The organism is Variovorax sp. YR266, assembly GCF_900107295.1.
Lineage (GTDB): Bacteria > Pseudomonadota > Gammaproteobacteria > Burkholderiales > Burkholderiaceae_C > Variovorax.
Window position 1 is genome coordinate 167,467 of record NZ_FNPM01000005.1, and the last position, 26,746, is coordinate 194,212.

Consider the following 26,746-nt stretch of genomic DNA (forward strand, 5'->3'; position numbering starts at 1 on the left):
CGCCGCTCCTTCAACGACCGGCCGCCCGAATAAACCCTTCGATCGGCTCCAGTTGTCCGGGCACGTTCAGCGCGGGCGCGTGACCGCAGGCAGGCACTTCGATGACCTGCAGCCTGCCGGCCGCGCCGGGGCCCCGGCGCTCCATCTCCTCGATCACGCCGGGCAGCACCAGGTCGGACTCGGCGCCGCGCAGGCACAGCACCGGAGCTTCGATGGCGTCGTAGTGCGGCCAGATCAGGTAGTCGTTGTCGTGCGCGCTGAACTGGCGAACCATGGCCGGGTCGTAGTGCGGCGTGACGCGGCCGTCGGGCAGGCGGCGCGTGGAGCTCTCGGTCAGCCGGCGCCACTGCGCGTCGCTGAGCCAGCCGTAGGGCTTGTAGACGGTGCGGAAGAAAGCCTCCAGCTCGGCCACCGTGTCGAACGCGGGCGGCTGGCCCGCATAGGCACGGATGCGCTCGATGGCGGGCTGGGCCAGTTCGGGCGCGTTGTCGTTCAGCACCAGGCTCGCGATGCGCGCCTTCATGCGCGGCTCGAACAGGCCCGACGCGCAGACTGTGCCGATGGCGCCGCCCATCGAGGTGCCGACCCAGTGCACGCGCCCCAGCCGCAACTCGTCGCACAGCGCATTGGCGATGCGCGCGTAGAACGCGAGCTTGTATTCCTCGTCGGGCAGCGGGCTCCACTGACTCAGGCCGCGGCCGATGGTGTCGGGGCAGATCACGCGGAAGCCGCGTGACGCGAAGTGCTGCGCCAGCTCGTCCATGTCGCGGCAGGTGCGCGCCAGGCCATGCCAGGCAATGACCACCGGCGCCTCGGGCGCGCCCCATTCGAGCCAATGGACTTCGCGGCCCGCGAGCTGGGCGTAGCGGGAGAGCGGAATGTTGTTGTCGCTCATCGCGCCGCCCTCGCCCGCAGCTTGCCCACGATGCCGGTCGGAAAGTAGTAGACCGACAGCACGAACAGCACGCCCAGCCACAACAACCAGCGATCGGGCGACAGCAGCGCAGCCAGCCACGGCAGCCCGCTCGCGGCCTCGCTGCCCAGGCGCAGCAGGTCTTGCAGATAACTCTGCGCCACCACGAACAGCACCGCGCCGATGGCCGCACCGTAGATGGTGCCCATGCCGCCGATCACCACGATCAGCAGCACGTCGATCATGATCTCGAAGCTCAGCGAGGTATCCGGCCCGTTGTAGCGCAGCCAGATCGCAAGCATCGCGCCGGCCAGCGTGGCGAACAGCGCCGACAGCACGGCGGCCGTGGTGCGGTACACCACCACGCGATAGCCGATGGCTTCAGCGCGAAACTCGTTTTCGCGAATGGCCTGCAGCACACGGCCGAAGGGCGAGTTCACGATGCGCAGCAGCGCCAGCACCAGCACCACCGCGGCCACGAACAGCAGGTAGTAGCACAGCAGCCGCCCATCGAGCGAGACGCCGAAGAACGGCTCTTCTGAGAACTCGAAGCTCGGCGAGATCAGCTCGGGCAGCTTGAAGGTCAGGCCGTCTTCGCCGCCGGTGAAGTCCGACAGCTGCGAGGCCAGCGTCTGGAAGGCCGAGGCCACGGCCAGCGTGATCATCGCGAAGAAAATCGCGCGCACCCGCAGCGAGAACAAGCCGATGGCGAACGAGAGCACCAGCGAAATCGCCAGAGACGCGCCCAGCCCCACCAGCACAGCGCCCCAGCTGGGGCCGAGCCGCGTCGCCGAAATCGCGATGCCGTAGGCCCCGATGCCGAAGAACATGGTGTGCGCAAAGCTCACGATGCCGGTGTAGCCCAGCAGCAGGTCGAAGCTGGCCACCAGCACGACGAACACCAGGATCTTGGCCGCGACGCTGAGCGCCTTCACGCCCGGGAAGATGAACGGCGCGAACGCCAGGGCGATGAACAGCGCCACCAGCAGCAGCGCCAGCAGGCGGCTGCGCGGCATGTCGTTGGAGAGAAGTCGTTTCAGGAACATGTCGTCTTCTTCCTCAACGATTCGCCACGGGGTACACACCCTGCGGTCGCCACAGCAGCACGGCCACCATCAGGAAGATGCTCGCGAACTGCGTGAGCGTGGGCAGCAGGAAGCCGATGTAGTTGGTCATCAGCCCCACCAGCAGCGCGCCAATGAGCGCCCCGCCCGTCGAGCCCAGCCCGCCGATGATGATCACGATGAAGATCAGCACGTTGACCTGCGCGCCCATCTGCGGCACCAGGTTCTGCTGGAACAGCCCCCACATCACGCCGCCCAGGCCAGCCAGTGCGCTGCCCACCACGAACACGCCGACGAACAGCCGGCCGATGCGGTAGCCGAGCGACTCGACCATCTCGCGGTCTTGCACGCCGGCGCGAATGAGCAGGCCGATCTTGGTGCGGCCCAGCGTCCATGCCAGCACACCGAACACGACCACGCCCACAGCCACCGCGAGCAGCCGGTACTTGCTGATGGCCGCGTCGCCGATCAGCAGCGAGCCACGCAGCGCCTCAGGCAAAGGCAGCGGAATCTGCGCCGGCCCCCAGATCACCTTGATGAGCTCTTCGCCAATGATCATGCCGCCCATCGTGATGAGGATCTGCTTCAGGTGTTGGCCGTACACGGGCCGCACGATGAAGCGCTCGAAGGCCAGGCCCACCGCCCCGGCGACTGCCATCGCGACCAGCATGGCCGGGAACACCGCCACGAGGTTGCGCCACAGTTCGCCCGAACCGGTCCAGTCGCCCATCAGCCCGAGCACGCTGCTCGCCACGAAGGCGCCGAGCGCGATGAACACGCCGTGGCCGAAGTTCAGCACGTCCATCAGCCCGAATACGAGCGTGAGGCCCGAGGCGATGATGAAGATGATCATGCCCATCGCCAGCCCCGCGACCGTGAGCGTGAGCCAGGTCGAGAACGAACCGGTGAGCGGCAGCGCGACGAGCGCGAGGATCGGGGCCAGCAGCAGCGGCCTCCAGTCGAAGTCGAGTTTCTTCATAGAGCCAGTCCGAGCAGCGATTGCTGCAATTGCGCGTCCGCCGAGAACGCCGCCATGGAGCCGCTGTGCACCACGCGGCCGTTGTCCATCACCGCGACGTTGTCGCCCAGGCGTTGGACGAAGTTGATGTTCTGCTCCACCAGCAGGATGGTCACGCCGCTGCGCTTGAGCTCGGCGAAGGCGTCGATCATGTTGTTGATCATCACGGGCGCAAGGCCCTTGCTGGGCTCGTCGATGATGAGCAGCTCGCGCGGCTCCACGATGGCGCGCGACACGGCCAGCATCTGTTTCTGCCCACCCGAGAGCTTGCCCGCCGGGTGGTTCCAGAACTTCTCGACCGCAGGAAAGAGCTTGAAGATCCACTTCAGGCGCGTGTCGTCGATCTGCGCTGCATTCTTCGCACCGCGCGCGGCGAGCAGCATGTTCTCCTTCACCGTGAGGTCGGAGAAGATGCCCATGTTCTCGGGCACGTAGGCAATGCCCAGGCCGGCGATCTGCGGCGTGTGCTGCGCGGTGATTTCCTTCTCGCCGAAGCGCACCCTGCCCTGCGACGCATGCCACAGGCCCATGATGGTTCGCAGCGTGGTCGTCTTGCCCGCGCCGTTGCGGCCCAGCAGCATCGTGAGCTGGCCCTTGGGCACCGCGAGGTCGACGCCATGCAGGATGTGATACGCCCCGATGTGCGTGTGCACGCCTTCGAGCGTCAAAAGATTCTGGGTGCTCATGCGGCCTCCTTCGCGACGCCCAGGTAGGCCTCTTGCACCACCGGCGAGGCAATCACCTCCGCTGGTTCGCCGTCGGCCACCAGCGTGCCGTTGTGCAGCACGATGATGCGGTCGGCAAGCTCGCGCACCACGTCCATCTTGTGTTCGACCAGCAGGATGGTCTTGCTCTTGTCCTGCTTGAGCTTGCGGATCAGGTCGAGGATGACGGGCGCCTCGGCCGCATTCATGCCAGCCGTGGGTTCGTCGAACATGAAGACCTTGGGCTCCAGCGCCATCAGCAACGCCACTTCTAGCTTGCGCTGGTCGCCGTGCGGCAGGCTCGCCACCGTCGCGTACTCGCGCGATTTCAGCGCCACGTCGGCCAGGATCTGGTCGGCGCGCTCCGTCAGCGCCTTATGGTCGCTCCAGATGCTCCACAGGTTGAGCCCGCGCCGGTGCGCGCCCTCGCGCGTGGCCTGTACCGCGAGGCGCACGTTCTCCAGCACCGTGAGGTTCGGGAACAGGTTGGTCAGCTGGAAGGCCCGCCCCAGCCCCGCATGCGTGCGCGCGGAGGGGGACAGGCCCGACAGCAACTTCCCGTCGAGCGACACCGTGCCCGCGCTCGCCTTGAGCTGGCCCGAGATCAGGTTGAAGTAAGTGGTCTTGCCCGCGCCGTTGGGGCCGACGATGGCCGTCAGCGTGCCCGGCGCAAAAGCGCAGCTCACACTGTTGACGGCCACGTGCCCACCGAAGCGGATGGTCAGATCTCGGGTCTCAAGCATCGTTGTTGGTCATTGCGAATCGAAAAGAGAAACGAAGAGCGGCCTGCCTCAACAGGTGCCGATCACGTAGTAGTTGGGGCCCGTCTGCTTCAGCGTGGTCGTGACGTAGATGTTCCACAGGCCCATCGACTGCCCCGAGCCGTAGGCATAGGTCAGGCCCCACAGTGCATAGGCGCGCCCGGCAACGGTGTGCGAATAGTTGCTCGCGGTGTAGCACGTTCCGCCGCCGCCAGAGCCCGCGGTGGTCGCGCCCGTGGCTGCGGTCGACATCGCGCCCTCCACGTTGCTGGCGTCCAGCGCGGCCACGGTCCAGCTGTAGGTGGTGGACGCTGCCAGGCCGGTGTCGGTGTAGCTGGTGGCGGCGACAGGCGCTGCGTTGACCTTGCTGCCGCCGCGGTACACGTTGTAGCCGCTCGCGCCCGTCACGCCGGCCCAGCCGATCACCATGCTGCTGCTGGTCGCGCCCGAAGTGCCCACGCCGGTGGGCGCAGGCAGGCCGCTTCCGCCCGAGGAGCCGGTGACGCGATCGATCATGGCCTTCATCGCCGCCATCTGCGGGCCCGACTTCTTCGCGTAGTTGGCGCTGTCGTAACCCCACCAGTCCCAGCAGCTGTTGGTGGCGGCCGTGCTGGTCTGCGGGTAGATCAGCACGATGTTGTTGGTGTCGGCCCAACGGTTGTAGCCAGTCTTGCGCACGTACTGGTCGCTCACGTCGGTGTAGTTCTGCTTGCAGCCGTGCAGCACCATGTGCACGCGGCATGAGGTGGTGGTGCAGGCCTGCGGCACGTAGATCCAGCCAGTGGTGGCCATGCCGTGGCCGGAGATGAACTCCGACTGGTTGAACTCGGTGAAGGTGCCGCCCAGCGTGCCGTTGTTGCGCGGGTTCAGCGGCCCGTAGAGCTGCGTGAGGATCTCGCCCGCGAGGTCGAAGCCGCAGTTGTTGATGTACGGTGCGGCGGTGGTGCTGCAGGCGCTGCCGTAGTCGTCGGTGACCATCGCGTGGCCCGCGCCGATGTTGTTCTTGTAGACCGTGTTGGCCGCGGGCACAAAGCTCTGGTAGTAGGTCTTCAGGTCGTCCATTACCGCCTGCTTGACGGTGTTGTCGGACGTGCCCGAGAACAGGTAGACCTTGGAGCCGCTCATGTTCGACACCGGGTCGACCGCCCCGCTGGCCGCCCAGCTGTTGGTGGTGCTCACGAGCGTCGACACCGGGATGCTGGTGCTGTGCGTCATGCAGCGCCCGGTGGCGTTGACCACCGAGCCTTCGGCGCAATAGAACGGTCCGCCCGCCACCACGCCGGCGCCGCGCTTGAATGTGGCCGAGTACGCCACGTGCAGTTGCACTGCCATGAAGCCGCCGGCCGACAGGCCCGACACGCTCACCTCCGCCGGGTTGGCGCCGAGCGCCGGCAGCGGCACCGCCGCCGTCGCGGCATGCGCCGCCACCGCCATTGCCGCAGCCGCGGCAAGTCCCTTCCAGTTCCATTTCATCGCTGGCATCGCTGTCTCCTTGTGTTGTGGGTATCGAACGCTTGCTTGCAGACTGACGAATCGGCCGTAGGTCGCGACAGGTTGCGCGGACGCAGGCTGGCGCTTCGCCCGGCGGCCATCCGGGGCGAAAGGGGAGCAGCGCTTCCTCGAGCGCCGCGCGGGTCAGGGGGTGATCGGCGCTGTCGTGTTCAGCGCTTGTTCTTGATCGGGATGTCCATTTCCTCAGGCTTGATCTCGTGCACCAGCTCCGGCACACCCCAGGCGAACGCCGGGTCGACCTTGATCTTGAAGTGGTACATCGACTGCATCGCCTGATGGTCTTCCTTGCGGAAGGTCATCTTGCCCTTGGGCGTGTCGAAGCTCATGCCTTCCATGGTGCTGATGAGCTTGTTGGTGTTGGTGTCGCCGTTGGTCTTCTTCAGCGCCGTCACCACCGCCATCGCGGCCGAGAAGCCGCCGGCGGTGAAGAAGTCCGGCGGCGTCTTGAACTGCTTGTAGTGCGCCGACACCATGGCCTCGTTCACCGGGTTCTTCGGAATGCCGAAGTAGTAGTACGCCGCGCCTTCCATGCCCGGCAGCGACTTGTAGGCCGCCATGGCCGGCAGGATGTTGCCGCCGGTGGCGATCTCGATGCCGTAGCGCTTCAGGTCGAGGTCGACGATCTTGAACGGGTTGCCCGCGCCGGCCCACACGATCCAGATGATCTTGCGGCCCGGCTGGTCCTTCAGCTTGTCGATCAGGCGCTGCGCGCCGGCCGTGAAGTCGGTGGTGGTGGGCGGCAGGTACTCCTCATGAACCAGCTTGGCTTTCTTGAGCGCGGCGCCGAAGGCCTTCACGCCGTCGCGGCCGAAAGCGTTGTCCTGCGCCAGCGTGGCGACGGTAACGCCGGCCTTGTCGACGGCCACAGCGTTGGAGATCGCGTCCTGGCTCGAATTGCGGCCGGTGCGGAAGATGTACTTGTTCCACTTGTCGCCGGTGATCGAGTCGGCCACCGCGGGCTCGACCAGCAGGATCTTCTTGTATTCCTCGGCCACTGGCAGCATCGCCAGCGCCACGCCCGAAGCGGTCGGGCCCACGGCCAGCGCGGCCTTGTCGTCGGAATAGGCCGCCGCCAGCAGCGACTTGCCGAGGTCGGGCTTGCCCTGGTCGTCCTTCTCGATGACCACGATCTTCTTGCCGTTGACCGTCATCGTGCCGCCGGTGGCGTAGTCCAGGCCCATCATGAAACCGGTCTGGGTCTGCTTGCCGTAGGCCTCCAGCGCACCCGTCTTGCTGTAGATGTGGGCAATGCGGATTTCGTTGGATTGGGCCCATGCGGGGGCGGCAGCGGCACACGTGGCGAGCGCAGCCAGCGCGACGAGGTGGCGACGATTCATATTCATGTCTCCTGATATTGGTGACTGAATATTGCACAGTTCGTGCCACGCGCCAACTCGTTGATAACAAAGGCTTCTTCACTCGGAAGATGTGCCTTTCGCCTGAATTCAAAACACTTCTATTGCCTGAAATTCAGACAAGTGTATTTTTTACAGTCAGGGTTTGCCAGAGGTTTGGCGCTGCGCGATCCACTGCTCGAACTGGCGCTGCGCCTGCAGCCTGAATTCGTTGCGCGTGTGGTTGCAGATGGCATGCGCGAGCCGCCGGTACTTTGGTTTTCGAACGCCGCCCAGGGTCGCGTCGAAAAGATGCTCGATGGTCGCCGAATCGGGCTTGTCGCGCGGTTCTTCGAAATCCATCGGCAGGCCGCACCAGTGACAGTTGGATCCGAAAGACGATCTGAGTGCTTGCACGCTCATGGGTGATACGAAATGGGGTGATGCGATGCCCCCATTCTCGGACCACCCGGATCGCCTACACCGCGAGGCCGATGACGGCACGCGCGGTGTAGCCAGCGCTGGCGCTGCCCGACATCGTGGGCGTCATCGCCGCAATCTGCGCGGCCGTGTTGTCGCCGAAGACGTTGTCGGTGGACAGCGACACCGCCGCCAGGTTGGCCACGCTCGCGCTGTAGCCAGTGACGTTCGGGTAGATCGCATTGCAGACGTCGCTGGGCATGGCCAGCTGCGAGGTGAGCACGGAGTTCTTGCCGGTGGTAGCGGCCGACAGGCTGGTGAACACCTCGAAGTGCATGTGCGGCCAGCGGCCCGAGTAGCAGGCCGGAAAGATGGTCGTGAAGCTCACCTGCCCCGCGCTGTCGGTGACCTGCACGCCGCGCAGGTAGCTTTCGGCCGACGCCGTGTACAACGAATAGTTGCCGCTGCGGTCGCAGTGCCACAGGTAGATCGCATAGCCCGCCAGCCCGGCGCAGCTGGCGTTGGTGTTCTGCAGCGTCAGCGTGATCGTCAGGGCCACGCCCTGCGCCACGGTGCTCGAACTGATGAAGCTGCTGCGGATGTCGCTTCGCACGATGCCACTGGCGGTGAGCACGTCGGAGGTCGAGCCGGAGGCGGTGTTGGTGCCGTCCGCGGGATAGGGGCCGGAGGTCTCAGCGGGCAACGCGGGGCAGGCACTATTGCTGGTGCTCGTAGTGGTGCTGGTCGACGTGCTGGAGGTCGTACTCGTGCTGGCTGCCGTGGTACCCGACGACGCCGCAGCGCTTACGGCGGCAGCGGTCAGCGCACTGGCGCCGCTCGAATCGCTGCCGCCACCTCCGCCGCAACTGGCCAGCAGCGCCGAGGAAGAAAGCCAGAGCAAAGCTCGGCGACGCTCCAGGAGTTGCGCCTCCATGCGCGGAAGGTCTTCTGCCAGGCTATGGCCGTGGTGTTGCGATTCGGGGTGGGCGCCGAAGGTTTTCATGCGGGGTTTCTTGCAGGTTAAAACCCGCAGCTTCCGCAAGCTGCTTTGCGCGCAAATTTCACCGTGTTGCAGCTTTGTTGCTGAACACGGCCGGCCCGCGGGCCCGGGCGCTTCCTCTTCAGCGGAGCGGATTCGTCATGCGCTCGTACAGCGTCGCGCGCGAAATGCCGAGCAGCCGCGAGGTGGCGAGCTTGTTGCCGCCCGTGCTCGCGAGCGCGGCGGCAATGGCCTTGTGCTCCAGCTCCGCAATCTGCTGGGCCAGTGGCCGCAGCAGCGCTCCCTCTTCGTCGCCTGACAGCTGCATGGCGTCAGGCGGCGCAATCTGGTCGAGCCCCGCTTCGCGCAGGATCCGTTCGAGCTGAACGGCGTCGATGCGCTGCGAGTCGCTGCGCATGGTCACCTGCTCCAGCACGTTGCGCAGCTCCCGGATGTTGCCGCGCCAATGCTGGCCCGCGAGCAGCGCGAGCGCGTCGGGCGTGAGTTCGGGCGGTGCCTCGCCGCTGCGCAGCGCCATGTCTTCGCCCAGTGCCTCGACCAGCGCGGGAATATCCGCGCGCCGCTCGCGCAATGGCGGCACGCGCAGCGGCAGCACATTGAGGCGGTAGTAGAGGTCTTCGCGGAACTGCCCGCGCCGCACCAGCTCGGGCAGGTCGCGCGAGGTGGCGGCGATCACACGCGCGTCGAAGGGCACGAGCTTGTTGGAGCCCAGCGGCTCGATCTCGCCTTCCTGCAGCGCGCGCAGCAGCTTGGCCTGCAGGCCGAGCGGCATGTCGCCGATCTCGTCGAGGAAAAGGCTGCCGCCGTCGGCCAGCTTGAATTTGCCTTCGCGGCCCTTGCGGTCGGCACCAGTGAAGGCGCCGGGCGCGAAGCCGAAGAACTCGGCTTCGAGCAGCGTGTCGGGCACGGCCGCGATGTTGACGCTGACAAACTGCCCCTTCGCGCGCGCGGACGAGGCATGAATCGCGTGCGCCAGCAATTCCTTGCCGGTGCCGGTTTCACCCAGCAGCAGCACCGGGCTGGCCGATTGCGCCGCACGGCGCGCGTGCCGCTTCACTTCCACCGCCGCCGGGCTGCTGCCGATGAAGCTCGCGAAGGTGTACTTGGAACGGCGCTGGCCGTCGGGCGCGTGCTGGTACAGCGGGTTGTTGCGCTGGCTCGCGAGTTCGCGCCGCGCATCGTCGAGGTCGCGCTGCAGCAGCGCGAACTTGCTGATGAGCGGCTGCAGCGTGGTCTCGGGCTGGTCGAACAGCACGATGCCGATGGCGCCGATCACCTCACCCATTCCTCCTTCGCCACCCTCGCGCTCTTCGCGCAGCGGAATGCGGCTGACCACGAAGGTGCCGGCCTTGTTGGTGAGCAGGTCGATCAATATCGGCTCGCCGGTCTCGAGCACGCGCCGCATCTGCGTGTTGGGAATCACGTCTTCCACCATATGCCCCATGAACTGGTCGATGGAAGAAAAGCCCAGCGCCGGCAGGAAGCGCCGGTAGCCTTCATTCACCCACACGATGCGCCCGCTGCTGTCCACCAGGAACATGCCCTGGCTGATGCTTGAAAACAAATGAAACATCGAGCGCGCGGCCAGCGCGAGGATCCCTTCGGCATCGAGGGGCAATGTGGGCGGTGCGGTGGGAGCGGCGGGCATGGCGCGAATCGTAGCGCGCATCAAACCGCAACAAATCGGGCATCAAATGCCTTCAGGAAATGCTCAGGATCCGGCGCACGGACAAAACCCTTCAGCAAGCCTTAAGTAAATCAATCGTTTGATTTCATGCGTGGTGTAATGCCGGGCATGAACGCGAGAGACCCGATTACCCAGGCCCCACGCCGCGCACCGCGCAGCGATGGCGCCGAGGCACGCCACCGGCTGCTCCACACCGCACTGCGGCTGTTCGCGCAAAAGGGGTTTTCCAAGACCTCCACGCGCGAGATCGCCCGCGAGGCCGAAGTCAACATCTCGGCCATCAGCTACTACTTCGGTGACAAGGAAGGGCTGTACACGGCCACCTTCTGCGAGCCGATGGGCGGCGACTCCAGCGACCTGATCGTCGCCTGCAACGCGCCCGGCCAGTCACTCGAAACCACGCTGCGCCTGTGCATGGTGTCCATGATCGACCCGCTCAAGCAGGGCGAGATCGTGCGGCAATGCATCCAGCTGCACATGCGCGAGATGCTGGAGCCCACCAGCCGCTGGGCCGAGGAGCTGGAGCGCGACATCAAGGGTCCGCACCGCGCCATTGCCGACCTGCTGTGCCGCCACCTGAAGGTGGAACGGGCCGATGACGACATCCACCGCCTGACCTTCGCGATCACCGGGCTGTCGATGCAGCTCTACGTGAGCCAGGATTTCATCGAGGCCATCCGCCCTTCGCTGCTGCGCACGCCGCGCGCCATCGACACCTGGGCCGACCGCCTCACGGGCTATGCGCTGGCGCTGGTGGAAGCCGAAGCGGCCCGCCGCCGCGCCGAGAGAAAGCTGAAGAAATGATGAGAAGACTCCGACTGAAACTGATGGCCACCCTCTGCCTGGGCATCGGCCTGGCAGGTTGCTCGTTGACGCGCCCGCCGACGCAGGTGGAAGCGCCCGTCCCCGCGCAATGGCACGCTCCCTTGCCCCATGGCGGCTCGCTCGCGTCGCTGGCCGACTGGTGGCGCCAGCTCAACGATCCGCTGCTGGTCGAGCTGATCGCCGCCGCCGAGGCTGCGAGCCCCAACGTCGCCAGCGCCGCGGCGCGCGTGGCCGAAGCGCGCTCCACGCGCGTGCAGGCCGGCGCCGCGCTGCTGCCGAGCCTGGACGGCACGGCATCGGCCAGCCGCGGCACCTCGGGCTTTTCTTCCAGCAGCAGTTCGAGCAGCAGCCTCTCGGCCAGCACGCCAATCACCACGCTTCAGGCCGGCCTGCAGTCGAAGTGGGAAGTCGATCTGTTCGGCCGCCTGCGCGCCGACCGCGACTCCGCCGAAGCCAAGCAGAACAGCGCCAACGCCAAGTGGCACGACGCCCGCGTGGCGGTGGCAGCCGAAACGGCCAACGCCTATTTTTCAGAGCGCGCCTGCCAGCAGCAGCTGCGCGTGTCCGAAGCGGACGCGCGTTCGCGCTCGGAAACCGCGCGGCTCAACGACCTCTCCGCGAAGGCCGGCTTCACCGCGCCGGCCGATGCCGCGCTGGCACGCGCCAGCGCCTCCGACGCCTCGGGCCGGCTCACGCAGCAGCGTGCCCAGTGCGCGGTGCAGCGCAAGGCGCTGGTGGCGCTCAGCGGCATCGACGAAACCACGCTCGAACAGAAGCTCGCCGCCTCGCCCGCGCAGCGCGCGCTGCCGGTCGTGGGCAGCATCGCCAGCGTGCCGGCCGAGGCGATCTCGCAGCGGCCCGATGTGTACTCGGCCGAACTCGGCGTGGCCTCGGCCAGCGCCGACGTGGGCTCGGCCGAGGCCGAGCGCTACCCCAAGCTCACAGTGTCGGGTTCCATCGGGCGCACGCAGTACCGCGTCGATGGCCTGCGCCAGTCGCTCGAAACCTGGACGGTGGGCCCGATCTCGCTGACCGTGCCGCTGCTCGACGGCGGCTCGCGCAAGGCGAACATCGATGCCGCCAAGGCGCGCTACGCCGAAGCCGTGTCGCTCTACCGCTCCAACGTGCGGCAGGCCGTGCGCGAAGTCGAGGAAGCGCTGGTCAACCTCGACGCCACCGACGCCCGCACCACCGATGCCGATGCCGCGGTAAAGAACTACCAAGCCTCCTTCGACGCCACGCAGGCCCGCTACAGCAGCGGCCTCGCGAGCCTGTTCGAGCTGGAAGACTCGCGCCGCACGCTGTTCACCGCGCAGACCGCGCGCGTCACGCTGCAGCGCGAGCGCACCGAGGCATGGGTTGCGCTGTACCGCTCGATGGGCGGCGGCTGGAATCGCCAGTCGGCCTCGGCCCCATCTTCCGAATCGTCCTCAATGACCTCCACCCCGGCCACCAAGGTCGCGACGTCGCCATGAAATCAATGAAGCGTTCCACCCTCGTCATCGCGCTGATTGCGCTGGTCGTCGTCATCGCGGCGATCTTCTTCATGACGCGCGGCAAGCCGTCGGACAAGTCGGCCGATCCTGCCGCAGCAGCCAAGACCAAGGACGGCGCCCACTCGCCCAAGCCCGCGCTGACCGTCACTGTCGCCAAGCCCGAAGCCACCGAGCTGATGCTCACGCTCGCAGCCAACGGCAACGTGGCCGCCTGGCAGGAGGCCGTGGTCGGCTCCGAGTCCAACGGCCTGAAGCTGGCCGAAGTGCGCGTGAACGTGGGCGACCTGGTCAAGAAGGGCCAGGTGCTCGCGGTGTTCTCGCCCGAGACGGTGCAGGCCGACATTGCGCAATCGCGCGCCTCCCTGGCCGAAGCCCGCGCCACCGCGGCAGACGCCGCAGGCAATGCCGCACGCGCCCGCACGCTGCAGGCCACCGGCGCACTGAGCCAGCAGCAGATCAACCAGTACCAGACCACCGAGCAGACCGCCAAGGCACGCGTCGAGGCAGCCGAGGCCGTGCTGGCCGCGCAGCAGGTGCGCGGGCGCAACACGCAGGTGCTGGCGCCCGACGACGGCGTGATCTCGGCACGCACCGCCACGGTGGGCAGCGTGGTGTCGGCCGGCACCGAGCTGTTCCGGCTGATCCGCCAGGGCCGGCTCGAATGGCGCGCCGAAGTGACCTCGGCCGAACTCAGCCGCGTCGCGGTCGGCACCACCGCCTTCGTGGTGAGTGCCAGCGGCGCACAGGTGCGCGGCAAGGTTCGCAGCATCGCGCCCACGGTCGATCCGCAGACCCGCGCAGCGCTGGTGTATGTCGACCTGCCCAACGTGCAGCAGAACACCGGCATCAAGGCCGGCATGTTCGCGCGCGGCGACTTCGAGCTGGGTCGCAGCACGGCGCCGACGGTGCCACAGGCCTCCATCGTGCCGCGCGACGGCTTCAACAACGTCTTTCTGCTGAAGCCCGACAACAAAGTGACCCAGCTGAAGGTACAGATCGGCCGGCGCCTGAACGATCGCATCGAGATCACCAGCGCGCTGCCCGACGGCGCCCAGGTGATCGTGCAAGGCGCGGGCTTCCTCAACGACGGCGACCTGGTGCGCGTGGTGGATGCGCCCGCATCCGCATCCGCGGCGCAGCCGGCCAGGTCTGCGGCCTCCGCTGCCGCGGCCAAGTAAGCAATTCAAAGGAACACGCCCATGAACGTTTCCGCCTGGTCCATACGCAACCCGATTCCGGCGGTGATGCTGTTCGTGCTGCTCACCTTCGGTGGGTTGCTGTCGTTCAACGCGATGAAGGTGCAGAACTTTCCGGACATCGACCTGCCGACCGTGACGGTCTCGGCGTCGCTGCCCGGCGCCGCGCCTTCGCAGCTTGAGACCGACGTCGCGCGCAAGCTCGAGAACTCCATTGCCACGGTGCAGGGCCTGAAGCACATCACCACCAAGGTGCAGGACGGCGCCGCCACGCTGATCGTCGAATTCCGCCTCGAGAAGCCGGTGCAGGAAGCCGTGGACGACGTGCGCTCCGCGGTGCAGCGCGTGCGCGCCGACCTGCCGGCCGACGTGCGCGACCCGGTCGTCACCAAGCTCGACTTCGCGGCCCAGCCGGTGCTGGCCTTCACCATTGCCTCGTCGGCCATGGACAGCGAGGCACTGAGCTGGTTCGTCGACAACGACGTCACCAAGAAGCTGCTCGCGCTGCCCGGCGTGGGCGCGGTGAACCGCGTGGGCGGCGTCACGCGCCAGGTGCACATCGACCTCGACCCGAGCAAGCTGCAGGCGCTGGGCGCCTCGGCGGCCGACATCTCGCGCCAGCTGCGCCAGGTGCAGACCGAAAGCGCTGGGGGCCGTTTCGACCTTGGCGGCAGCGAACAGCCGGTGCGCACCATGGCCACCGTGAAGTCGGCCGACCAGCTCGCCGACATGCAGATCGTGCTGACCGACGGCCGGCGCATCCGCCTCGACCAGGTGGCGCGCGTGAGCGACACCATCGCCGAGCCGCGCGCGGCCGCGCTGCTCAACGGCAAGCCGGTGGTGGGCTTCGAAGTGGCGCGCAGCCGCGGCGCCAGCGAAGTGGAAGTGGGCCACGCGGTGCAGAAGGCGCTGGCCGACATGCGCGCGCAACGCCCCGAGATCGAGCTGACCGAGGCCTTCAACTTCGTCGACCCGGTGGAAGAGGAATACAACGGCTCGCTGCACCTGCTGTACGAGGGCGCCATCCTGGCGGTGATCGTGGTGTGGCTGTTCCTGCGCGATTGGCGCGCGACCTTTGTCTCGGCGATTGCGCTGCCGATGTCGGTGATTCCGGCGTTCATCGGCATGCACCTGCTGGGCTTCTCGGTCAACGTGATCTCGCTGCTCGCGCTGTCGCTGGTGGTCGGCATATTGGTGGACGACGCGATCGTGGAGGTCGAGAACATCGTGCGCCACCTGCGCATGGGCAAGTCGCCCTACCAGGCGGCCATGGAGGCGGCGGATGAAATCGGCCTGGCCGTGATCGCCACCACCTTCACGCTGATCGCGGTGTTCCTCCCCACGGCCTTCATGAGCGGCGTGGCTGGCAAGTTCTTCAAGCAGTTCGGCTGGACGGCATCGCTCGCGGTGTTCGCCTCGCTGGTGGTCGCGCGGGTGCTCACGCCCATGATGGCGGCCTACATCCTGAAGCCCGTCGTCGGCGCCGAGAAGGAACCCGGCTGGCTGCGCTGGTACATGCGCGCGGTGGAGTGGAGCACGCACAACCGCTTCAAGACGATGGTGCTGGCCACCCTCTTCTTCTTCGGCTCGCTGGCGATGATCCCGCTGCTCAAGACCGGCTTCATTCCGCCGGACGACAACTCGCAGACGCAGATCTACCTGTCGCTCGCGCCCGGCTCCACGCTGGCACAGACCACTGCAGCCGCCGAGGAAACCCGCAACCGCGTGATGCAGATCAACCACGTGAAGAGCGTCTACACCACGGTGGCCGGCGGCAGTGCGGGCGGCGACCCGTTCGCGAACTTCGGCACGCCCGAGACGCGCAAGGCCACGCTCACCATCAAGCTCGATGAGCGCGGCGACCGGCCGCGCAAGCAGGTGATCGAAAACCAGATTCGCGCCGCACTCGAAACACTGCCCGGCGTGCGCAGCACCGTGGGCCTCGGCGGCTCGGGCGAGAAGTACATCCTGGCGCTGACCGGCGAAGACCCGGTGGCGCTGGCCAGCGCAGCCAGCGCGGTCGAGAAAGACCTGCGCACCATTCCTGGCCTGGGCAACATCACCTCCACCGCGAGCCTGATCCGCCCAGAAATTGCCGTGCGCCCCGACTTCGCACGCGCCGCCGACCTGGGCGTGACCAGCTCCGCCATTGCCGAAACGTTGCGCGTGGCCACTCTGGGCGACTACGACCAGTCGCTGGCCAAGCTCAACCTCGCGCAGCGGCAGGTGCCGATCGTGGTGAAACTGGAAGACTCGGCGCGAAAAGACATCGACCTGCTCGGACGCCTGGCAGTGCCAGGCACGCGCGGCCCGGTCATGCTGAACCAGGTGGCCTCGCTCACGATGGAAGGCGGCCCGGCCGTCATCGACCGCTACGACCGCTCGCGCAACGTGAACTTCGAGATCGAGCTGTCGGGCGTGGGCCTGGGCGACGCCAAGGACGCGGTGACGAAGCTGCCGTCGATCGTGAACCTGCCACCGGGCGTGCGCATCGCCGAGATAGGCGACGCGGAAGTCATGACCGAGCTGTTCGCGAGCTTCGGGCTCGCGATGCTGACGGGCGTGCTGTGCATCTACATCGTGCTGGTGCTGCTGTTCAAGGACTTCCTGCACCCGGTCACCATCTTGTGCGCGCTGCCGCTGGCCCTGGGCGGTGCATTCGTGGGGCTGCTGATCGGGCAGAAGGCGCTGTCGATGCCCTCGCTGATCGGGCTCATCATGCTGATGGGCATTGCCACCAAGAACTCGATTCTTCTGGTGGAGTACGCCATCGTGGCGCGCCGCGACCACGGCATGAGCCGCTGGGACGCGCTACGCGACGCCTGCCACAAGCGCGCGCGGCCCATCATCATGACCACGCTCGCCATGGGCGCGGGCATGCTGCCGATCGCGGTCGGCTTCGGCGCGGCGGATTCGAGCTTCCGCTCTCCGATGGCGATGGCGGTGATCGGGGGGCTGATCACCTCGACGGTGCTGAGCCTGCTGGTTGTGCCTGCCGTGTTCACCTACATCGACGACATCGAGCACTGGATTCGTCGCACCGTGCGCAAGCTGCGCGGGCAGCCGGCGGATCCGCATATCGACGACGACCTGGTCGAGACGCCTGCGGCGGGGCGGTAGGGCGCCCCGGCGGAAATAAAAAAAGCTGCGGCATTGCCGCAGCTTTTTTTTTGCCCCAAGGAAGATCAGGCGTCCAGCTGTGCCAGCCGCTTCAGCTTGCGTTCGCTCATGCGCTTGGCCAGGCGCGGAAGCACCAGCACGGCCACCACGATGACGACCAGCGCGATCGACATCGGGCGCTGGAAGAACACCACTGCGCTGCCTTCGCCGATCGACATGGCGTTGCGCAGTTGCGCTTCGGCGAGCGGGCCGAGGATCATGCCGACCACCACTGGCGCGGTCGGAAAGTCGAAGCGACGCATCACCACGCCCAGCAGGCCGATGGCGTACAGCAGAAACAGGTCGAACCCGCTCTGGCGCATGCCGTAGGCACCCACCGTCGCGAAGATCAGGATGCCGGCGTAGAGCTGGGGCTTCGGAATCTTCAGCAGCTTGACCCAGAGGCCGACCATCGGCAGGTTCAGCACCAGCAGCATCACGTTGCCGATGTAGAGCGAGGCGATCAGCGCCCACACCAGCGCGGCCGAGGTGGTGAAGAGTTGCGGGCCCGGCTGGATGCCGTAGTTCTGGAACGCGCCCAGCAGGATGGCGGTGGTGTTCGAGGTCGGAATGCCGAGCGTGAGCAGCGGAATCAACGCGGCCGTCACCGTGGCGTTGTTGGCAGCCTCGGGGCCGGCCACGCCTTCGATGGCACCGGTGGTGCCGAACTCGGCCTTGGCGTCCTTGTCCTTGGCGAGCTTCTTTTCCATCGCATAGCTCAGGAAAGTCGGAATCTCGGTGCCGCCGGCCGGAATGCAGCCGAAGGGCGTGCCGATGGCAGTGCCGCGCAGCCAGGCGGGAATGGATCGCCTCCAGTCGCGCTTGGTCATGTGCACGCGGCTGAGCTTGTTCTGGCCCTCGACCACCTTGCCTTCATACAGCACGGCGTACAGCACTTCGGCCACGGCGAACAGGCCCACGGCCACCAGCACGATCTCGATGCCGTCGAGCAGCTCAGGCACGCCGCCGGTGTAGCGGCCCTGGCCCGAGATCTGGTCGAGCCCGACGCAGCCGGCCGCCAGGCCGACGAACAGCGCCGTCATGCCGCGCAGCGTGCTCTTGCCGAGCACCGCGCTCACGGTGGTGAAGGCCAGCAGCATGAGCAGGAAGTACTCGGGCGGGCCGAGCTTGACCGCAAACTCGGCCACAAAGGGCGCGAACAGCGTGACGATGACGGTGGCAATGGTGCCGGCCACGAAAGAGCCGATGGCGGCCGTTGCGAGCGCCGCGCCCGCCCTTCCGCTCTTGGCCATCTTGTTGCCCTCCATCGCCGTCACCATGCTCGCGGTTTCGCCGGGCGTGTTCAGCAGGATGGAGGTGGTCGAGCCGCCGTACATGGCGCCGTAGTAGATGCCCGAGAAGAAGATCATCGAGGCCGTGATGTCGACCTTGCCGGTGATGGGCAGCAGCATGGCCACCGCCACGGCCGGGCCGATGCCGGGCAGCACGCCCACGGCCGTGCCCAGGGCGCAGCCGACGAGGCACCAGAGCAGATTGATCGGGGTGATCGCCGTGGCGAAACCCGCCATGAGTGCGTTGAAGATTTCCATGTCAGAACCACCCGGTGGAAGTGAGGCCAGGCAGGTTGATGGCCAGGAATTGCGTGAACATCCAGAACACCGGGGCCGCGATCAGCGCGCCTGTGACGATGTCGATGAGCCAGGTGCGCGGTGAGTTGACGCCGCCCTGTCCGCTGGCGCGGCGCAGGCCCTGCACGGCCAGCAGGTAGCACAGCGTGCAACTCAGGATGAAGCCGAGCGTGGTGATGAGCGCCGCGTTGAGCAGCAGCCCCGCCGACACCCAGACAAAGCCAGGCCAGTAGGCATGCTCCGCGCCCGAGGGCGCATCGAGCTCGCGGAAGCCGCCGGTGCGTGCCTCCCACAGGATCCACCCGCCGCACAGCACGAGCACCACGGACACCAGCCAGGGCAGGAAGTTGGGGCCGACGCCGCCGTAGCCGGCTTCGGAAGAAATGCCGATGGCGCCGAAGGCCAGCGCCAGGCCGGTCAGCAGCACGCCGACGCCGACCAGGGTTTGCGGCCAAGTGGCCGCGGGTTGCGCAGGGGCCGAGGATTCTGGAGTTGTCATTTTTTGTCCTGGAGTGGGAGTACGGGTGCCCCTTCCAGAAACACCGCGGAACCGGCTTTGCCGGGCCGCAGGTGTTGCCCCCGGTAGGGGGTTGGCGCGCGCGACACGAAGTGCGCGCAGCCTGGGGGCGAGCCGATTTCAGACCATGCCGGATTTCGTCATGATGGCGCGCAGGCTGGCGAAGTCGTCGTCGACGAACTTGGCAAAAGCTTCGCCCGACAGCACGGCCGGCGTCCAGTCGTTCTTCTTGAGCGATTCGGCCCACGACGCGCTCTTCATGGCGGCCAGCACCATGTCGGTCAGCGCCTTGCGCTGCTCGGCCGAGATGCCGGGGGCGCCGTACACGCCGCGCCAGTTGCCGATTTCGACGTCGATGCCCTGCTCCTTCAGCGTGGGCACGTTGATGCCCGGCAGGCGCTGCGCGGAGGTGACGGCAATGGCCTTCATCTTGCCGGCGGCGATGTATTCGGCGAATTCGCTGTAGCCGCTGCCGCCGACGGTGACGTTGCCGCCCAGGATGGCGGCGGTGGCTTCACCGCCTCCGCGGAATGCCACATAGTTGATCTTGGAAGGATCGGCGCCCACCTTCTGCGCAATCATGGCCGCGGCGATGTGCTCGGTGGACCCGCGCGAACCGCCGCCCCACTTCACGCTGCCCGGGTCCTTCTTGAGTTGGTCGACCACGTCCTTCATGGTCTTGAGCGGCGAATTGGCCGGCAGCACGAACACGTTGTATTCGGTGGTCAGGCGCGCAATGGGCGTGGCCTGCTCGAGCTTGACCGGCGGCTTGCCGGTGATGATGCCGCCCAGCATGACCGAGCCCATGACCATCAGCGCGTTGGCGTCGCCCTTGGAGCCGTTCACGAACTGGGCCAGGCCCAGCGCGCCGGCAGCGCCGCCCTTGTTGTCGTAGGTGACGGTGTCGGCCACCTTGGCGTCGCTCAGCGCCTTGCCCAGCGCACGGCCGGTGGTGTCCCAGCCGCCGCCCGGGTTGGCGGGGATCATCATCTTGACGTTGGCTGCAGCACGTGCCGAGAGCGGCAGCGCTCCGGCGGCGGCCAGTGCGGCCAAAGACTTCAGAAAGGTGTCGCGACGCATGCGTGTCTCCTGGAATTGGAAGGAACTTGAAAGGAAGCTGACTTTTAGCTGAGCGCTATCATGCGCCGCCCTGCTGTCAGTTGGCTGTCCGCCAGACTGGGGAAAACACCAAAGTAAACACGCCCGCCGCCACCGTATGAAGCTGCTGCTGGTCGAAGACGACCCCTCGATGCAAATCACCCTGCAGCGAACCCTCGGGCGCCGCCGGATCGACGTGCGCGTCTGCGGCGACGGGGCCGAAGCCGTCGCCCAGTGGCGCGCCATCGAGCCCGACGTGGTCGCCCTCGACCTGAGCCTGCCCAACCTCGACGGCCTGCAGGTGCTGGCCCAGGCCCGCGCCGAGGGCCTGCGCACGCCGGTGCTGCTGCTGACGGCGCGCGGCACGGTCGGCGACCGCATCGTCGGCCTGAACGCCGGTGCCGACGACTACCTGCCCAAGCCCTTCGACCTCGACGAACTCGAAGCCCGCATTCGCGCGCTGCGCCGGCGCAGCCACGGCGTTGCCGGACCGGACGCGGGGCTCAACCCGCAGGAGATAGGCGGGCTGCGCTTCGAGCCCGACAACGGCGCCATCTACAACCGCGCCGAACTGCTCGAACTCACGCCGCGCGAGCTGGCGCTGCTGAAGGCGCTGATGATGAAGCCGGGCCACGCCGTGACCAAGGAGCGCCTGTTCGAGCTGGTGTTTCCGGGCGAGACCGAGGTGCAGTACGAGGCTATCGAGGTGGTGGTGTACCGCCTGCGCAAGAAGCTCGCGGGCACCGGCGCGGTGCTGATGACCATGCGCGGCCTCGGCTATCTATTGCGCCCCGAGGCATGACCCGCGTCTCCTCGCTTCGTGCGCGGCTGCTGCTCGGCATCCTTGCGCCGATTGCGGTGTTCATCGTGATCAACAGCGTGAGCCTGTACCGCCAGAGCCTCGCGGCCGCCACCACGGCCTACGACCGCACGCTGCTCGCCTCGGCCAAGACCATCGGCGAACAGCTCGACGTGGAGGGCTACGACGACCTGGCGCAGCTGCGGGCCATCGTGCCCTATTCCGCGCTCGAGGCCTTCGAGGCCGACAACCGCAGCCGGCTGTTCTACCGGGTCTCGGCGCTCGACGGTGAAATGATCTCGGGCTTTGCCGAGCTGCCGTTCTGGCGCGGCCGCATTCCGGACCGCAGCGCGTATGCGGCGCTGGTCGACTTCTACGACGCGCAGTTCCGCAACCAGCCGGTGCGCGTCGCGGTGCTGCTGCAGCCGGTGGCAAGCGCAACCGGCCGCGGCATGGCCGTGGTGCAGGTGGCCGAGACGCTGGAGCTGCGCGAGACACTGGTGCGCAAGCTGCTGATCGACACGCTGTGGCGCCAGCTGCTGCTGATGGGCGTGATCGCGCTGGTCACCGTGTTCGTGGTGCAGCGCGCCACGCGGTCGGTGCGCGAGTTGGGCGAAGCCATCGAGAAGCGCCAGGCCGACGACCTCTCGCCCATCGATGCGCCCGATGCGCCGCGCGAGCTGCGGCCGCTGATCGACGCCACCACGCAGGTCATGGGCCGGCTGCAGCAGCTGCTCGACCACCAGAAGCGCTTCGTGCGCGACAGCGCCCACCAGCTGCGCACGCCGCTGGCCGTGCTGAAGGCGCAGGTGCAGTCGGCGCAGCGCGGCGACGTGGCGCCCGAGCAGGCGCTGGGCGAGATCAGCCACACGGTGGAGCGCGCGACCACGCTGGCCAACCAGATGCTGTCGCTCGCCAAGGTGGAGCAACTGCGCCAGCAGCCGGAGTCGGTAACGCTCGACTTCGGCGAGGTGGCCCGGCAGATCGCGCTCGACCTGTCGCCGCTGGTGGCCGACAAGGCGCTCGACTTCGAACTCGCCATCGACGAGCCCGTGCCGGTGCAGGCCCATCACTGGATGCTGCAGGAGCTCACGCGCAACCTGCTGCACAACGCGATCAAGCAGAGCCCCGCGGGCGCTGCGCTGTCGGTCTCGGTGCGCTCCGAAGGCGGGGACGCGGTGCTCACGGTGCGCGACAGCGGCCCCGGCATCTCGCCCGAGCTGCGGCAGCGCCTGTTCGCGCCCTTCTCCGCCGGCAGCACGTCGAGCGGCTCGGGGCTGGGGCTGGCGATCTGCCGCGAGATCGTGCTGGCGCTCGGCGGGCGCATCAGCCTCGACAACCGCAGTGCGCTGGCCGTGGAGGACGGCGCCGAACGGGTGATCGGGCTCGACGCCGTCGTGCGCCTGCCGCTGTCGTCGGTGCCGCTCTCACGGCACAATTCCTGAAATCCACTTCCGACACTCCATGGACCGTCTGCGCATCGACAAATGGCTCTGGGCCGCCCGCTTCTTCAAGACGCGCTCGCTGGCCGCGGAGGAAATCGGCAAGAACCGCGTGCAGGTGAACGGCGACGTCGCCAAGGCCTCGCGCGAGGTCAAGGCGGGCGACACCGTGGCCATGCGCATGGGCCCGCTGACGCGAACCGTGAAGGTGCTCGGCCTCAGCGGCCAGCGCGGACCGGCACCGGTCGCGCAGCAGCTCTACGAGGAAACAGCCGAAAGCGTGGCGGCGCAGGCCGCGTTCCGGGAGCTGCGCCGCATGGGCAGCGAACCGGCGCTGGCCATCGAGCAGGGCCGCCCCACCAAGCGCGACCGGCGCGATCTCGACGGCGCAGTGCGCCAGCATGCCGATTGGGACAACCGCTGGAGCGCCTCGCTGCCCCCTGAAGACGACGACCGCTGACGACCATCCGTCGGGTCGATCGCTTACGCTGTCGGCTTCGTTGTTCTTCACGGAGTCCCGCTTCATGGCCAGCTTCAAGAAATACCGCGTCAGCGGCAAGTTCAAGCTCTCGCACATCGACCCCGGCGACACGCCCTTCTGCGAGGGCGACGAAGCCTCCCAGCGCGCCGAAGTCGATGCGCTGGCCGTCGAGCTCGACGAGCTGCAGGACCTGCTGCACGCGGAGGGACGGCGCAAGCTGCTGCTGGTGCTGCAGGGCATGGACACCAGCGGCAAGGACGGCACCGTGCGCTGGGTGTTCTCGCGCACCTCGCCGCTGGGCGTGCGCGTATCGGCCTTCAAGGCACCGACCGTGGACGAACGCGCGCGCGACTACCTCTGGCGCTGCCACGCCGTCGTGCCGCGCACCGGGGAGATCATGGTGTGGAACCGCAGCCACTACGAAGACGTGCTGGTGCCCGTGGTCGAAGGCTGGATCGACAAGGCCGAGGCAAAACGCCGCTACGCGCAGATCAACGACTTCGAGCGGCTGCTCACCGAGACCGGCACGGTGGTGGTCAAGTGCATGCTCCACATCGACAAGGACGAGCAGCGCGAACGCCTGCAGGCCCGCATCGACACGCCCGGCAAGCAATGGAAGTTCAGCATGGACGACCTGGAGGTCCGCACCAAGTGGAGCGCCTACCAGCAGGCCTACCAGAACGCGCTGGGCGCCACCTCGACCGACCATGCGCCGTGGTACGTGGTGCCAGCCAACAGCAAGCGGCACCGCAACGTGATGATCGCGCAGCTGCTGGTGAAGACGATGCGTCAGATGAAGCTCAAGGCTCCGCCGCCGGACCCGGCGCTCAAGGGAATGATCGTCAAGTGAGCGACGGCTGAGCAGGCAGGGCCCTCGCGGGCCCATCGAAAGCTCAGGAGCGGCGGATCAACGCCTGCGCCAGCACGCGGCACTTACCGAACTCGCAGCGCACCGCCCATGTTCCGCCGTTGTCACAAGGCACGTTGTAGGTTTCGTAGCCGGGGCCCTTGGCCGTGAGTTCGGCGCGCGGCTGAAGGTTGCAGCGGCCGGCCTTGGCCAGCGTTTCGACGTTGTAGGTATCGACGCCGGTGCGGCGCGGCTTCATGACGACGCCGGGGTCGAAGGTGTTGCCATAGAACGAGTCGCGCACGTTGGGGTCGAGGTTGCGATAGCCGCGCTTGGCCATGCAATGCACGATGGCGATCTGCTGGTGCTCGGCAATCAGCTCCGAGTCGGGACGGCCGTTCCAGTCGATGACGGCGGCGGTGATGCCGGTGTACGACGCCGCGGCGACGATGCCCTGCCCGTACACCGTGATCAGGCCGACGCCCAGCGCGCCCCACATGGCGTCGCCGGTTTCGCTGCGCGCCGTGATGCGGTTCGACGCCGTGCGGCATTCGGCCACGTCGTTGTCGTAGCGCACCTTGTCCACGCCCTCCATGGCGACCATGGGCACATAGGAAGTGCCCCTGCCCGTTCCGGGCTCGGTGGGTGTAGTCGGTGCGCTGGCGCAACCGGCCAGGGCCACGGCAGCGAACGCAATGCTCAGCAGCAGCTTCATGCAATCCCTCGTCTTCTTCGCGATAGTTGCGGGGATTTAACCATACATATAGTTACTCTTGAACCGCATTTGTCGTGAATGCACTACGGCCGACCTGGATCAGTGGGGCCATACCGAGAAGCCCTGGGCGAGCAACATCGCGCGCATGGTTACAGAATGAGAAAATAGGTTACATAAGCGCTGCCGCATCAGCTTTGGGCGCGACTCATCCGAACACCCCTTGAACTACCGTCCCGCACCCTTCTTCGCCAACGTGGTGCTCGTCCTGTCGATGGCACTGCTGGGCGCCATCGGTGCCTTCCTGGGCGGGACGGCCGGCTTGCAGCAGTCCGACTCGCTGCTGCACCTGACGCGCGCCGACTGGCAGGTCGACGAAGCCTCGGGCTTCAGCACTCCGCCGTTGAAGCAGGACAGCGGCGCCCTGCCGGACACCTGGAAGCGGGTCGAACTGCCCCTGGCCCTTCCCATCGCGCTGCTGCGCCAGGCGGAGGCCTCCTCCACCAGGACGACGCGCACGACCTGGATCAGGCTGTCCACGCGCGGCCTGCCGCCCGACGCCGGGCCGCTGGCGTTGTACGGCATCCGGATCAAGACCGACGGCACCATCGCGGTCTATGCCGACGGGCAACTGGTCCATCGCGCGCAGCAGTCGGGCCCGCTGTGGAACAGCACCCGCACTCCGCTGTGGGTCCAGCTGGACAACAGTGCCGACAGCAAGCCGCCCAGCGAGATCCTCCTGCGCCTGGAGCACACCCGCAACGCCCAGGTGGCGCTGTCGTCGCTGTGGATCGGCCCCATCGACGCACTCAGGGGGCGCCATGGCATGCGCCAGTGGCTGCAGCAGGAGCTGCCCGCGATGCTCGGCGCGGCATTCATGGCCGTGGGCGTGTTCGCGCTGTTCGTGTGGTTCAGGCGCCGCGACGAGACGGGCTACCTGCTGTTCTTCAACCTCGCGGCCACTTCCTTCATGCGGGGCCTGCACTTCTACGTGAGCCTGCCCGTCGCCAATGACTGGTTCGCGTGGCTGACCGTCAACTCGCTCTTCTGGCTGGTGATGGTGGTGCACTTCTTCCTGCGCCAGCTGCACGGCCTGCAGCTCAAGTGGCTGACCGTCAGCGTGGTCGTGGCGACCACCACCATCGGCCTCGTCACCCTGCCCGGCTTGAACATCGTGCAGAACACGCCGCAGGTAACGCCCCTGATCTACGCTGTCGCGGCGCTGATGGGCACGCTGGTCTGCCTGGTGGGTAGCGTCAGCGCATGGCGCCGCTCCACCGAAGGCCGGCTGGTCGCGGTCGGCATCGGCATCTGCGTGCTGCTGGGCATGACCGACTGGCTGCTGCAGAACAACTTCATCAGCCCCGAAGGCTGGTATCTGGGGGCGTACACCAACGCCGTCACCTTCAGCGTTTTCGGCGCGCTGATGTACCGCCGCTACATGCACGCCATCGGCGAAGTCGAGCAGCTCAATGCGAGCCTTGCGCAGCGCCTGCAGAAGCGCGAGGCCGAACTCGAGCTCAGCCACCGGCGGCTGCGCGAGGTCGAGCGCCTGCAGACCATCAGCGACGAACGCCAGCGCCTGATGCAGGACATGCACGACGGCCTCGGCTCTTCGCTGATCAGCGCCATCCGCTCGGTCGAAGGCGGCGGCATGAGCGACGACAAGGTCTCGCAGATTCTCAAGAGCTGCCTGGACGACCTGAAGCTCACGCTCGACTCGCTGGAGCCGATCGAGGCCGACCTGCTGCTGCTGCTGGCCACGCTGCGCTACCGGCTGGAACCGCGGCTCGAAGGCACCGGTGTTTCGCTGCGGTGGGAAGTGCAGGAGCTGCCGGCCCTCGACTGGCTCGACCCGTCGAGTGCGCTGCACATCCTGCGCATCGTGCAGGAAAGCATCTCGAACATCCTGCGGCACACGCGCGCGACGGAAATTCGCGTGGGCACCTCGCTTGAAGGCGCGGGCGTGCAGGTGACGATCGAGGACAACGGCCAGGGCTTCGACGTCCAGAAGGTGATGGGCAATCAGTCCGCGGGGGGCCGAGGCCTGCAGAACCAGCGGCGGCGAGCGCAGGCGATCAAAGGCGTGGTGCAGTGGGAGTCCAAACCGACGGGAACGCGGTTCGTGTTGTGGCTGCCGTTGCAGCGGGAGAAGCAGGCGGCTTGAGGCCA

23 protein-coding genes are annotated in these 26,746 nt (G+C 67.1%); 9 read left to right on the top strand and 14 right to left on the bottom strand.

The window, feature by feature from the left end:
* Positions 1-10: 10 nt before the first annotated feature.
* From BLW48_RS15165 to BLW48_RS15210, 10 genes are all read right to left on the bottom strand, one after another.
* Positions 11-895 (bottom strand): alpha/beta fold hydrolase, encoded by an 885-nt coding sequence (locus tag BLW48_RS15165; protein WP_093175891.1) that lies wholly within the window; start codon positions 893-895, stop codon positions 11-13.
* Positions 892-1,959: a branched-chain amino acid ABC transporter permease gene (locus BLW48_RS15170; protein WP_093175894.1), complete on the bottom strand. Its 1,068-nt coding sequence runs from the start codon at positions 1,957-1,959 to the stop codon at positions 892-894. Before BLW48_RS15170 ends, BLW48_RS15165 begins: the two co-directional genes overlap by 4 nt.
* Before the next feature lie 13 nt (positions 1,960-1,972).
* Positions 1,973-2,956 carry a branched-chain amino acid ABC transporter permease gene (locus tag BLW48_RS15175; protein WP_093056436.1) on the bottom strand — a complete coding sequence of 328 codons (984 nt, stop codon included), beginning with the start codon at positions 2,954-2,956 and terminating at the stop codon, positions 1,973-1,975.
* Positions 2,953-3,681, bottom strand: coding sequence for an ABC transporter ATP-binding protein (locus BLW48_RS15180; RefSeq protein WP_093175896.1), 729 nt, complete (start codon positions 3,679-3,681; stop codon positions 2,953-2,955). Before BLW48_RS15180 ends, BLW48_RS15175 begins: the two co-directional genes overlap by 4 nt.
* Entirely contained in the window at positions 3,678-4,442 is a 765-nt protein-coding gene (locus BLW48_RS15185) for an ABC transporter ATP-binding protein (protein WP_093175899.1), read from the bottom strand. The genes BLW48_RS15180 and BLW48_RS15185 overlap by 4 nt, the downstream gene beginning before the upstream one ends.
* Before the next feature lie 48 nt (positions 4,443-4,490).
* On the bottom strand, positions 4,491-5,942 hold the full coding sequence (locus BLW48_RS15190; RefSeq protein WP_093175903.1) for an extracellular catalytic domain type 2 short-chain-length polyhydroxyalkanoate depolymerase: 1,452 nt from the start codon (positions 5,940-5,942) through the stop codon (positions 4,491-4,493).
* Between the two features lie 179 nt (positions 5,943-6,121).
* Positions 6,122-7,309, bottom strand: coding sequence for a substrate-binding domain-containing protein (locus BLW48_RS15195; RefSeq protein ID WP_093056432.1), 1,188 nt, complete (start codon positions 7,307-7,309; stop codon positions 6,122-6,124).
* Between the two features lie 156 nt (positions 7,310-7,465).
* A complete protein-coding gene (locus tag BLW48_RS15200) occupies positions 7,466-7,669 on the bottom strand; it encodes a hypothetical protein (RefSeq protein ID WP_256330778.1) in 204 nt (67 codons plus the stop codon).
* Positions 7,670-7,784: 115 nt separating this feature from the next.
* A complete protein-coding gene (locus tag BLW48_RS15205) occupies positions 7,785-8,729 on the bottom strand; it encodes a dioxygenase family protein (protein ID WP_093175905.1) in 945 nt (314 codons plus the stop codon).
* A gap of 118 nt (positions 8,730-8,847) precedes the next feature.
* The gene (locus BLW48_RS15210; RefSeq protein ID WP_093075131.1) at positions 8,848-10,374 is read right to left on the bottom strand and encodes a sigma-54 interaction domain-containing protein; all 1,527 of its coding nucleotides are present in this window, start codon (positions 10,372-10,374) and stop codon (positions 8,848-8,850) included.
* A gap of 138 nt (positions 10,375-10,512) precedes the next feature.
* Here BLW48_RS15210 and BLW48_RS15215 point away from each other — a divergent pair, with 138 nt between their 5' ends.
* Genes BLW48_RS15215 through BLW48_RS15230 form a run of 4 tightly spaced genes read left to right on the top strand, consistent with a single transcriptional unit; the run spans position 10,513 to position 17,050 of the window.
* Positions 10,513-11,217, top strand: a complete 705-nt coding sequence (locus BLW48_RS15215; RefSeq protein ID WP_093175908.1) for a TetR/AcrR family transcriptional regulator — start codon at positions 10,513-10,515, stop codon at positions 11,215-11,217.
* Positions 11,217-12,713 carry an efflux transporter outer membrane subunit gene (locus tag BLW48_RS15220; RefSeq protein WP_093175910.1) on the top strand — a complete coding sequence of 499 codons (1,497 nt, stop codon included), beginning with the start codon at positions 11,217-11,219 and terminating at the stop codon, positions 12,711-12,713. Before BLW48_RS15215 ends, BLW48_RS15220 begins: the two co-directional genes overlap by 1 nt.
* Positions 12,710-13,912 carry an efflux RND transporter periplasmic adaptor subunit gene (locus BLW48_RS15225; RefSeq protein ID WP_093073709.1) on the top strand — a complete coding sequence of 401 codons (1,203 nt, stop codon included), beginning with the start codon at positions 12,710-12,712 and terminating at the stop codon, positions 13,910-13,912. The genes BLW48_RS15220 and BLW48_RS15225 overlap by 4 nt, the downstream gene beginning before the upstream one ends.
* Before the next feature lie 21 nt (positions 13,913-13,933).
* Positions 13,934-17,050, top strand: a complete 3,117-nt coding sequence (locus BLW48_RS15230; protein WP_093175913.1) for an efflux RND transporter permease subunit — start codon at positions 13,934-13,936, stop codon at positions 17,048-17,050.
* 65 nt (positions 17,051-17,115) lie between these two features.
* Here the strand turns inward: BLW48_RS15230 and BLW48_RS15235 are convergent, their stop codons facing one another.
* The 3 genes from BLW48_RS15235 to BLW48_RS15245 all read right to left on the bottom strand — a co-directional run bounded on the left by BLW48_RS15235 (position 17,116) and on the right by BLW48_RS15245 (position 20,275).
* A complete protein-coding gene (locus tag BLW48_RS15235) occupies positions 17,116-18,639 on the bottom strand; it encodes a tripartite tricarboxylate transporter permease (protein ID WP_093056426.1) in 1,524 nt (507 codons plus the stop codon).
* A gap of 1 nt (position 18,640) precedes the next feature.
* Positions 18,641-19,177, bottom strand: a complete 537-nt coding sequence (locus BLW48_RS15240; protein WP_093175917.1) for a tripartite tricarboxylate transporter TctB family protein — start codon at positions 19,175-19,177, stop codon at positions 18,641-18,643.
* A gap of 138 nt (positions 19,178-19,315) precedes the next feature.
* Complete coding sequence (locus BLW48_RS15245; protein ID WP_093073703.1) at positions 19,316-20,275, bottom strand: tripartite tricarboxylate transporter substrate binding protein; 960 nt, start codon at positions 20,273-20,275, stop codon at positions 19,316-19,318.
* 136 nt (positions 20,276-20,411) lie between these two features.
* On the opposite strand from BLW48_RS15245, the gene BLW48_RS15250 reads away from it, so the two are divergent.
* The 4 genes from BLW48_RS15250 (at position 20,412) to BLW48_RS15265 (ending at position 23,865) form a co-directional block, all read left to right on the top strand.
* Positions 20,412-21,095, top strand: coding sequence for a response regulator transcription factor (locus tag BLW48_RS15250; RefSeq protein ID WP_093056424.1), 684 nt, complete (start codon positions 20,412-20,414; stop codon positions 21,093-21,095).
* Positions 21,092-22,537 (top strand): sensor histidine kinase, encoded by a 1,446-nt coding sequence (locus BLW48_RS15255; RefSeq protein ID WP_093175920.1) that lies wholly within the window; start codon positions 21,092-21,094, stop codon positions 22,535-22,537. Before BLW48_RS15250 ends, BLW48_RS15255 begins: the two co-directional genes overlap by 4 nt.
* Before the next feature lie 19 nt (positions 22,538-22,556).
* Positions 22,557-22,994, top strand: coding sequence for an RNA-binding S4 domain-containing protein (locus BLW48_RS15260; protein WP_093056422.1), 438 nt, complete (start codon positions 22,557-22,559; stop codon positions 22,992-22,994).
* 64 nt (positions 22,995-23,058) lie between these two features.
* Positions 23,059-23,865 carry a PPK2 family polyphosphate kinase gene (locus BLW48_RS15265; protein ID WP_093175922.1) on the top strand — a complete coding sequence of 269 codons (807 nt, stop codon included), beginning with the start codon at positions 23,059-23,061 and terminating at the stop codon, positions 23,863-23,865.
* 43 nt (positions 23,866-23,908) lie between these two features.
* On the opposite strand, the gene BLW48_RS15270 is transcribed toward BLW48_RS15265, so the two are convergent.
* Complete coding sequence (locus tag BLW48_RS15270) at positions 23,909-24,577, bottom strand: hypothetical protein (protein WP_093073697.1); 669 nt, start codon at positions 24,575-24,577, stop codon at positions 23,909-23,911.
* 220 nt (positions 24,578-24,797) lie between these two features.
* Here BLW48_RS15270 and BLW48_RS15275 point away from each other — a divergent pair, with 220 nt between their 5' ends.
* Entirely contained in the window at positions 24,798-26,741 is a 1,944-nt protein-coding gene (locus BLW48_RS15275; RefSeq protein ID WP_371127551.1) for a sensor histidine kinase, read from the top strand.
* Positions 26,742-26,746: the final 5 nt, after the last annotated feature.

Excerpts from the sequence above, each read along its gene's own strand:
- BLW48_RS15165 (WP_093175891.1), bottom strand. The coding sequence starts at position 895 with ATGAGCGACAACAACATTCCGCTCTCCCGCTACGCCCAGCTCGCGGGC.
- BLW48_RS15170 (WP_093175894.1), bottom strand. The coding sequence starts at position 1,959 with ATGTTCCTGAAACGACTTCTCTCCAACGACATGCCGCGCAGCCGCCTG.
- BLW48_RS15175 (WP_093056436.1), bottom strand. The coding sequence starts at position 2,956 with ATGAAGAAACTCGACTTCGACTGGAGGCCGCTGCTGCTGGCCCCGATC.
- BLW48_RS15180 (WP_093175896.1), bottom strand. The coding sequence starts at position 3,681 with ATGAGCACCCAGAATCTTTTGACGCTCGAAGGCGTGCACACGCACATC.
- BLW48_RS15185 (WP_093175899.1), bottom strand. The coding sequence starts at position 4,442 with ATGCTTGAGACCCGAGATCTGACCATCCGCTTCGGTGGGCACGTGGCC.
- BLW48_RS15190 (WP_093175903.1), bottom strand. The coding sequence starts at position 5,942 with ATGCCAGCGATGAAATGGAACTGGAAGGGACTTGCCGCGGCTGCGGCA.
- BLW48_RS15195 (WP_093056432.1), bottom strand. The coding sequence starts at position 7,309 with ATGAATCGTCGCCACCTCGTCGCGCTGGCTGCGCTCGCCACGTGTGCC.
- BLW48_RS15200 (WP_256330778.1), bottom strand. The coding sequence starts at position 7,669 with ATGGATTTCGAAGAACCGCGCGACAAGCCCGATTCGGCGACCATCGAG.
- BLW48_RS15205 (WP_093175905.1), bottom strand. The coding sequence starts at position 8,729 with ATGAAAACCTTCGGCGCCCACCCCGAATCGCAACACCACGGCCATAGC.
- BLW48_RS15210 (WP_093075131.1), bottom strand. The coding sequence starts at position 10,374 with ATGCCCGCCGCTCCCACCGCACCGCCCACATTGCCCCTCGATGCCGAA.
- BLW48_RS15215 (WP_093175908.1), top strand. The coding sequence starts at position 10,513 with ATGCCGGGCATGAACGCGAGAGACCCGATTACCCAGGCCCCACGCCGC.
- BLW48_RS15220 (WP_093175910.1), top strand. The coding sequence starts at position 11,217 with ATGAGAAGACTCCGACTGAAACTGATGGCCACCCTCTGCCTGGGCATC.
- BLW48_RS15225 (WP_093073709.1), top strand. The coding sequence starts at position 12,710 with ATGAAATCAATGAAGCGTTCCACCCTCGTCATCGCGCTGATTGCGCTG.
- BLW48_RS15230 (WP_093175913.1), top strand. The coding sequence starts at position 13,934 with ATGAACGTTTCCGCCTGGTCCATACGCAACCCGATTCCGGCGGTGATG.
- BLW48_RS15235 (WP_093056426.1), bottom strand. The coding sequence starts at position 18,639 with ATGGAAATCTTCAACGCACTCATGGCGGGTTTCGCCACGGCGATCACC.
- BLW48_RS15240 (WP_093175917.1), bottom strand. The coding sequence starts at position 19,177 with ATGACAACTCCAGAATCCTCGGCCCCTGCGCAACCCGCGGCCACTTGG.
- BLW48_RS15245 (WP_093073703.1), bottom strand. The coding sequence starts at position 20,275 with ATGCGTCGCGACACCTTTCTGAAGTCTTTGGCCGCACTGGCCGCCGCC.
- BLW48_RS15250 (WP_093056424.1), top strand. The coding sequence starts at position 20,412 with ATGAAGCTGCTGCTGGTCGAAGACGACCCCTCGATGCAAATCACCCTG.
- BLW48_RS15255 (WP_093175920.1), top strand. The coding sequence starts at position 21,092 with ATGACCCGCGTCTCCTCGCTTCGTGCGCGGCTGCTGCTCGGCATCCTT.
- BLW48_RS15260 (WP_093056422.1), top strand. The coding sequence starts at position 22,557 with ATGGACCGTCTGCGCATCGACAAATGGCTCTGGGCCGCCCGCTTCTTC.
- BLW48_RS15265 (WP_093175922.1), top strand. The coding sequence starts at position 23,059 with ATGGCCAGCTTCAAGAAATACCGCGTCAGCGGCAAGTTCAAGCTCTCG.
- BLW48_RS15270 (WP_093073697.1), bottom strand. The coding sequence starts at position 24,577 with ATGAAGCTGCTGCTGAGCATTGCGTTCGCTGCCGTGGCCCTGGCCGGT.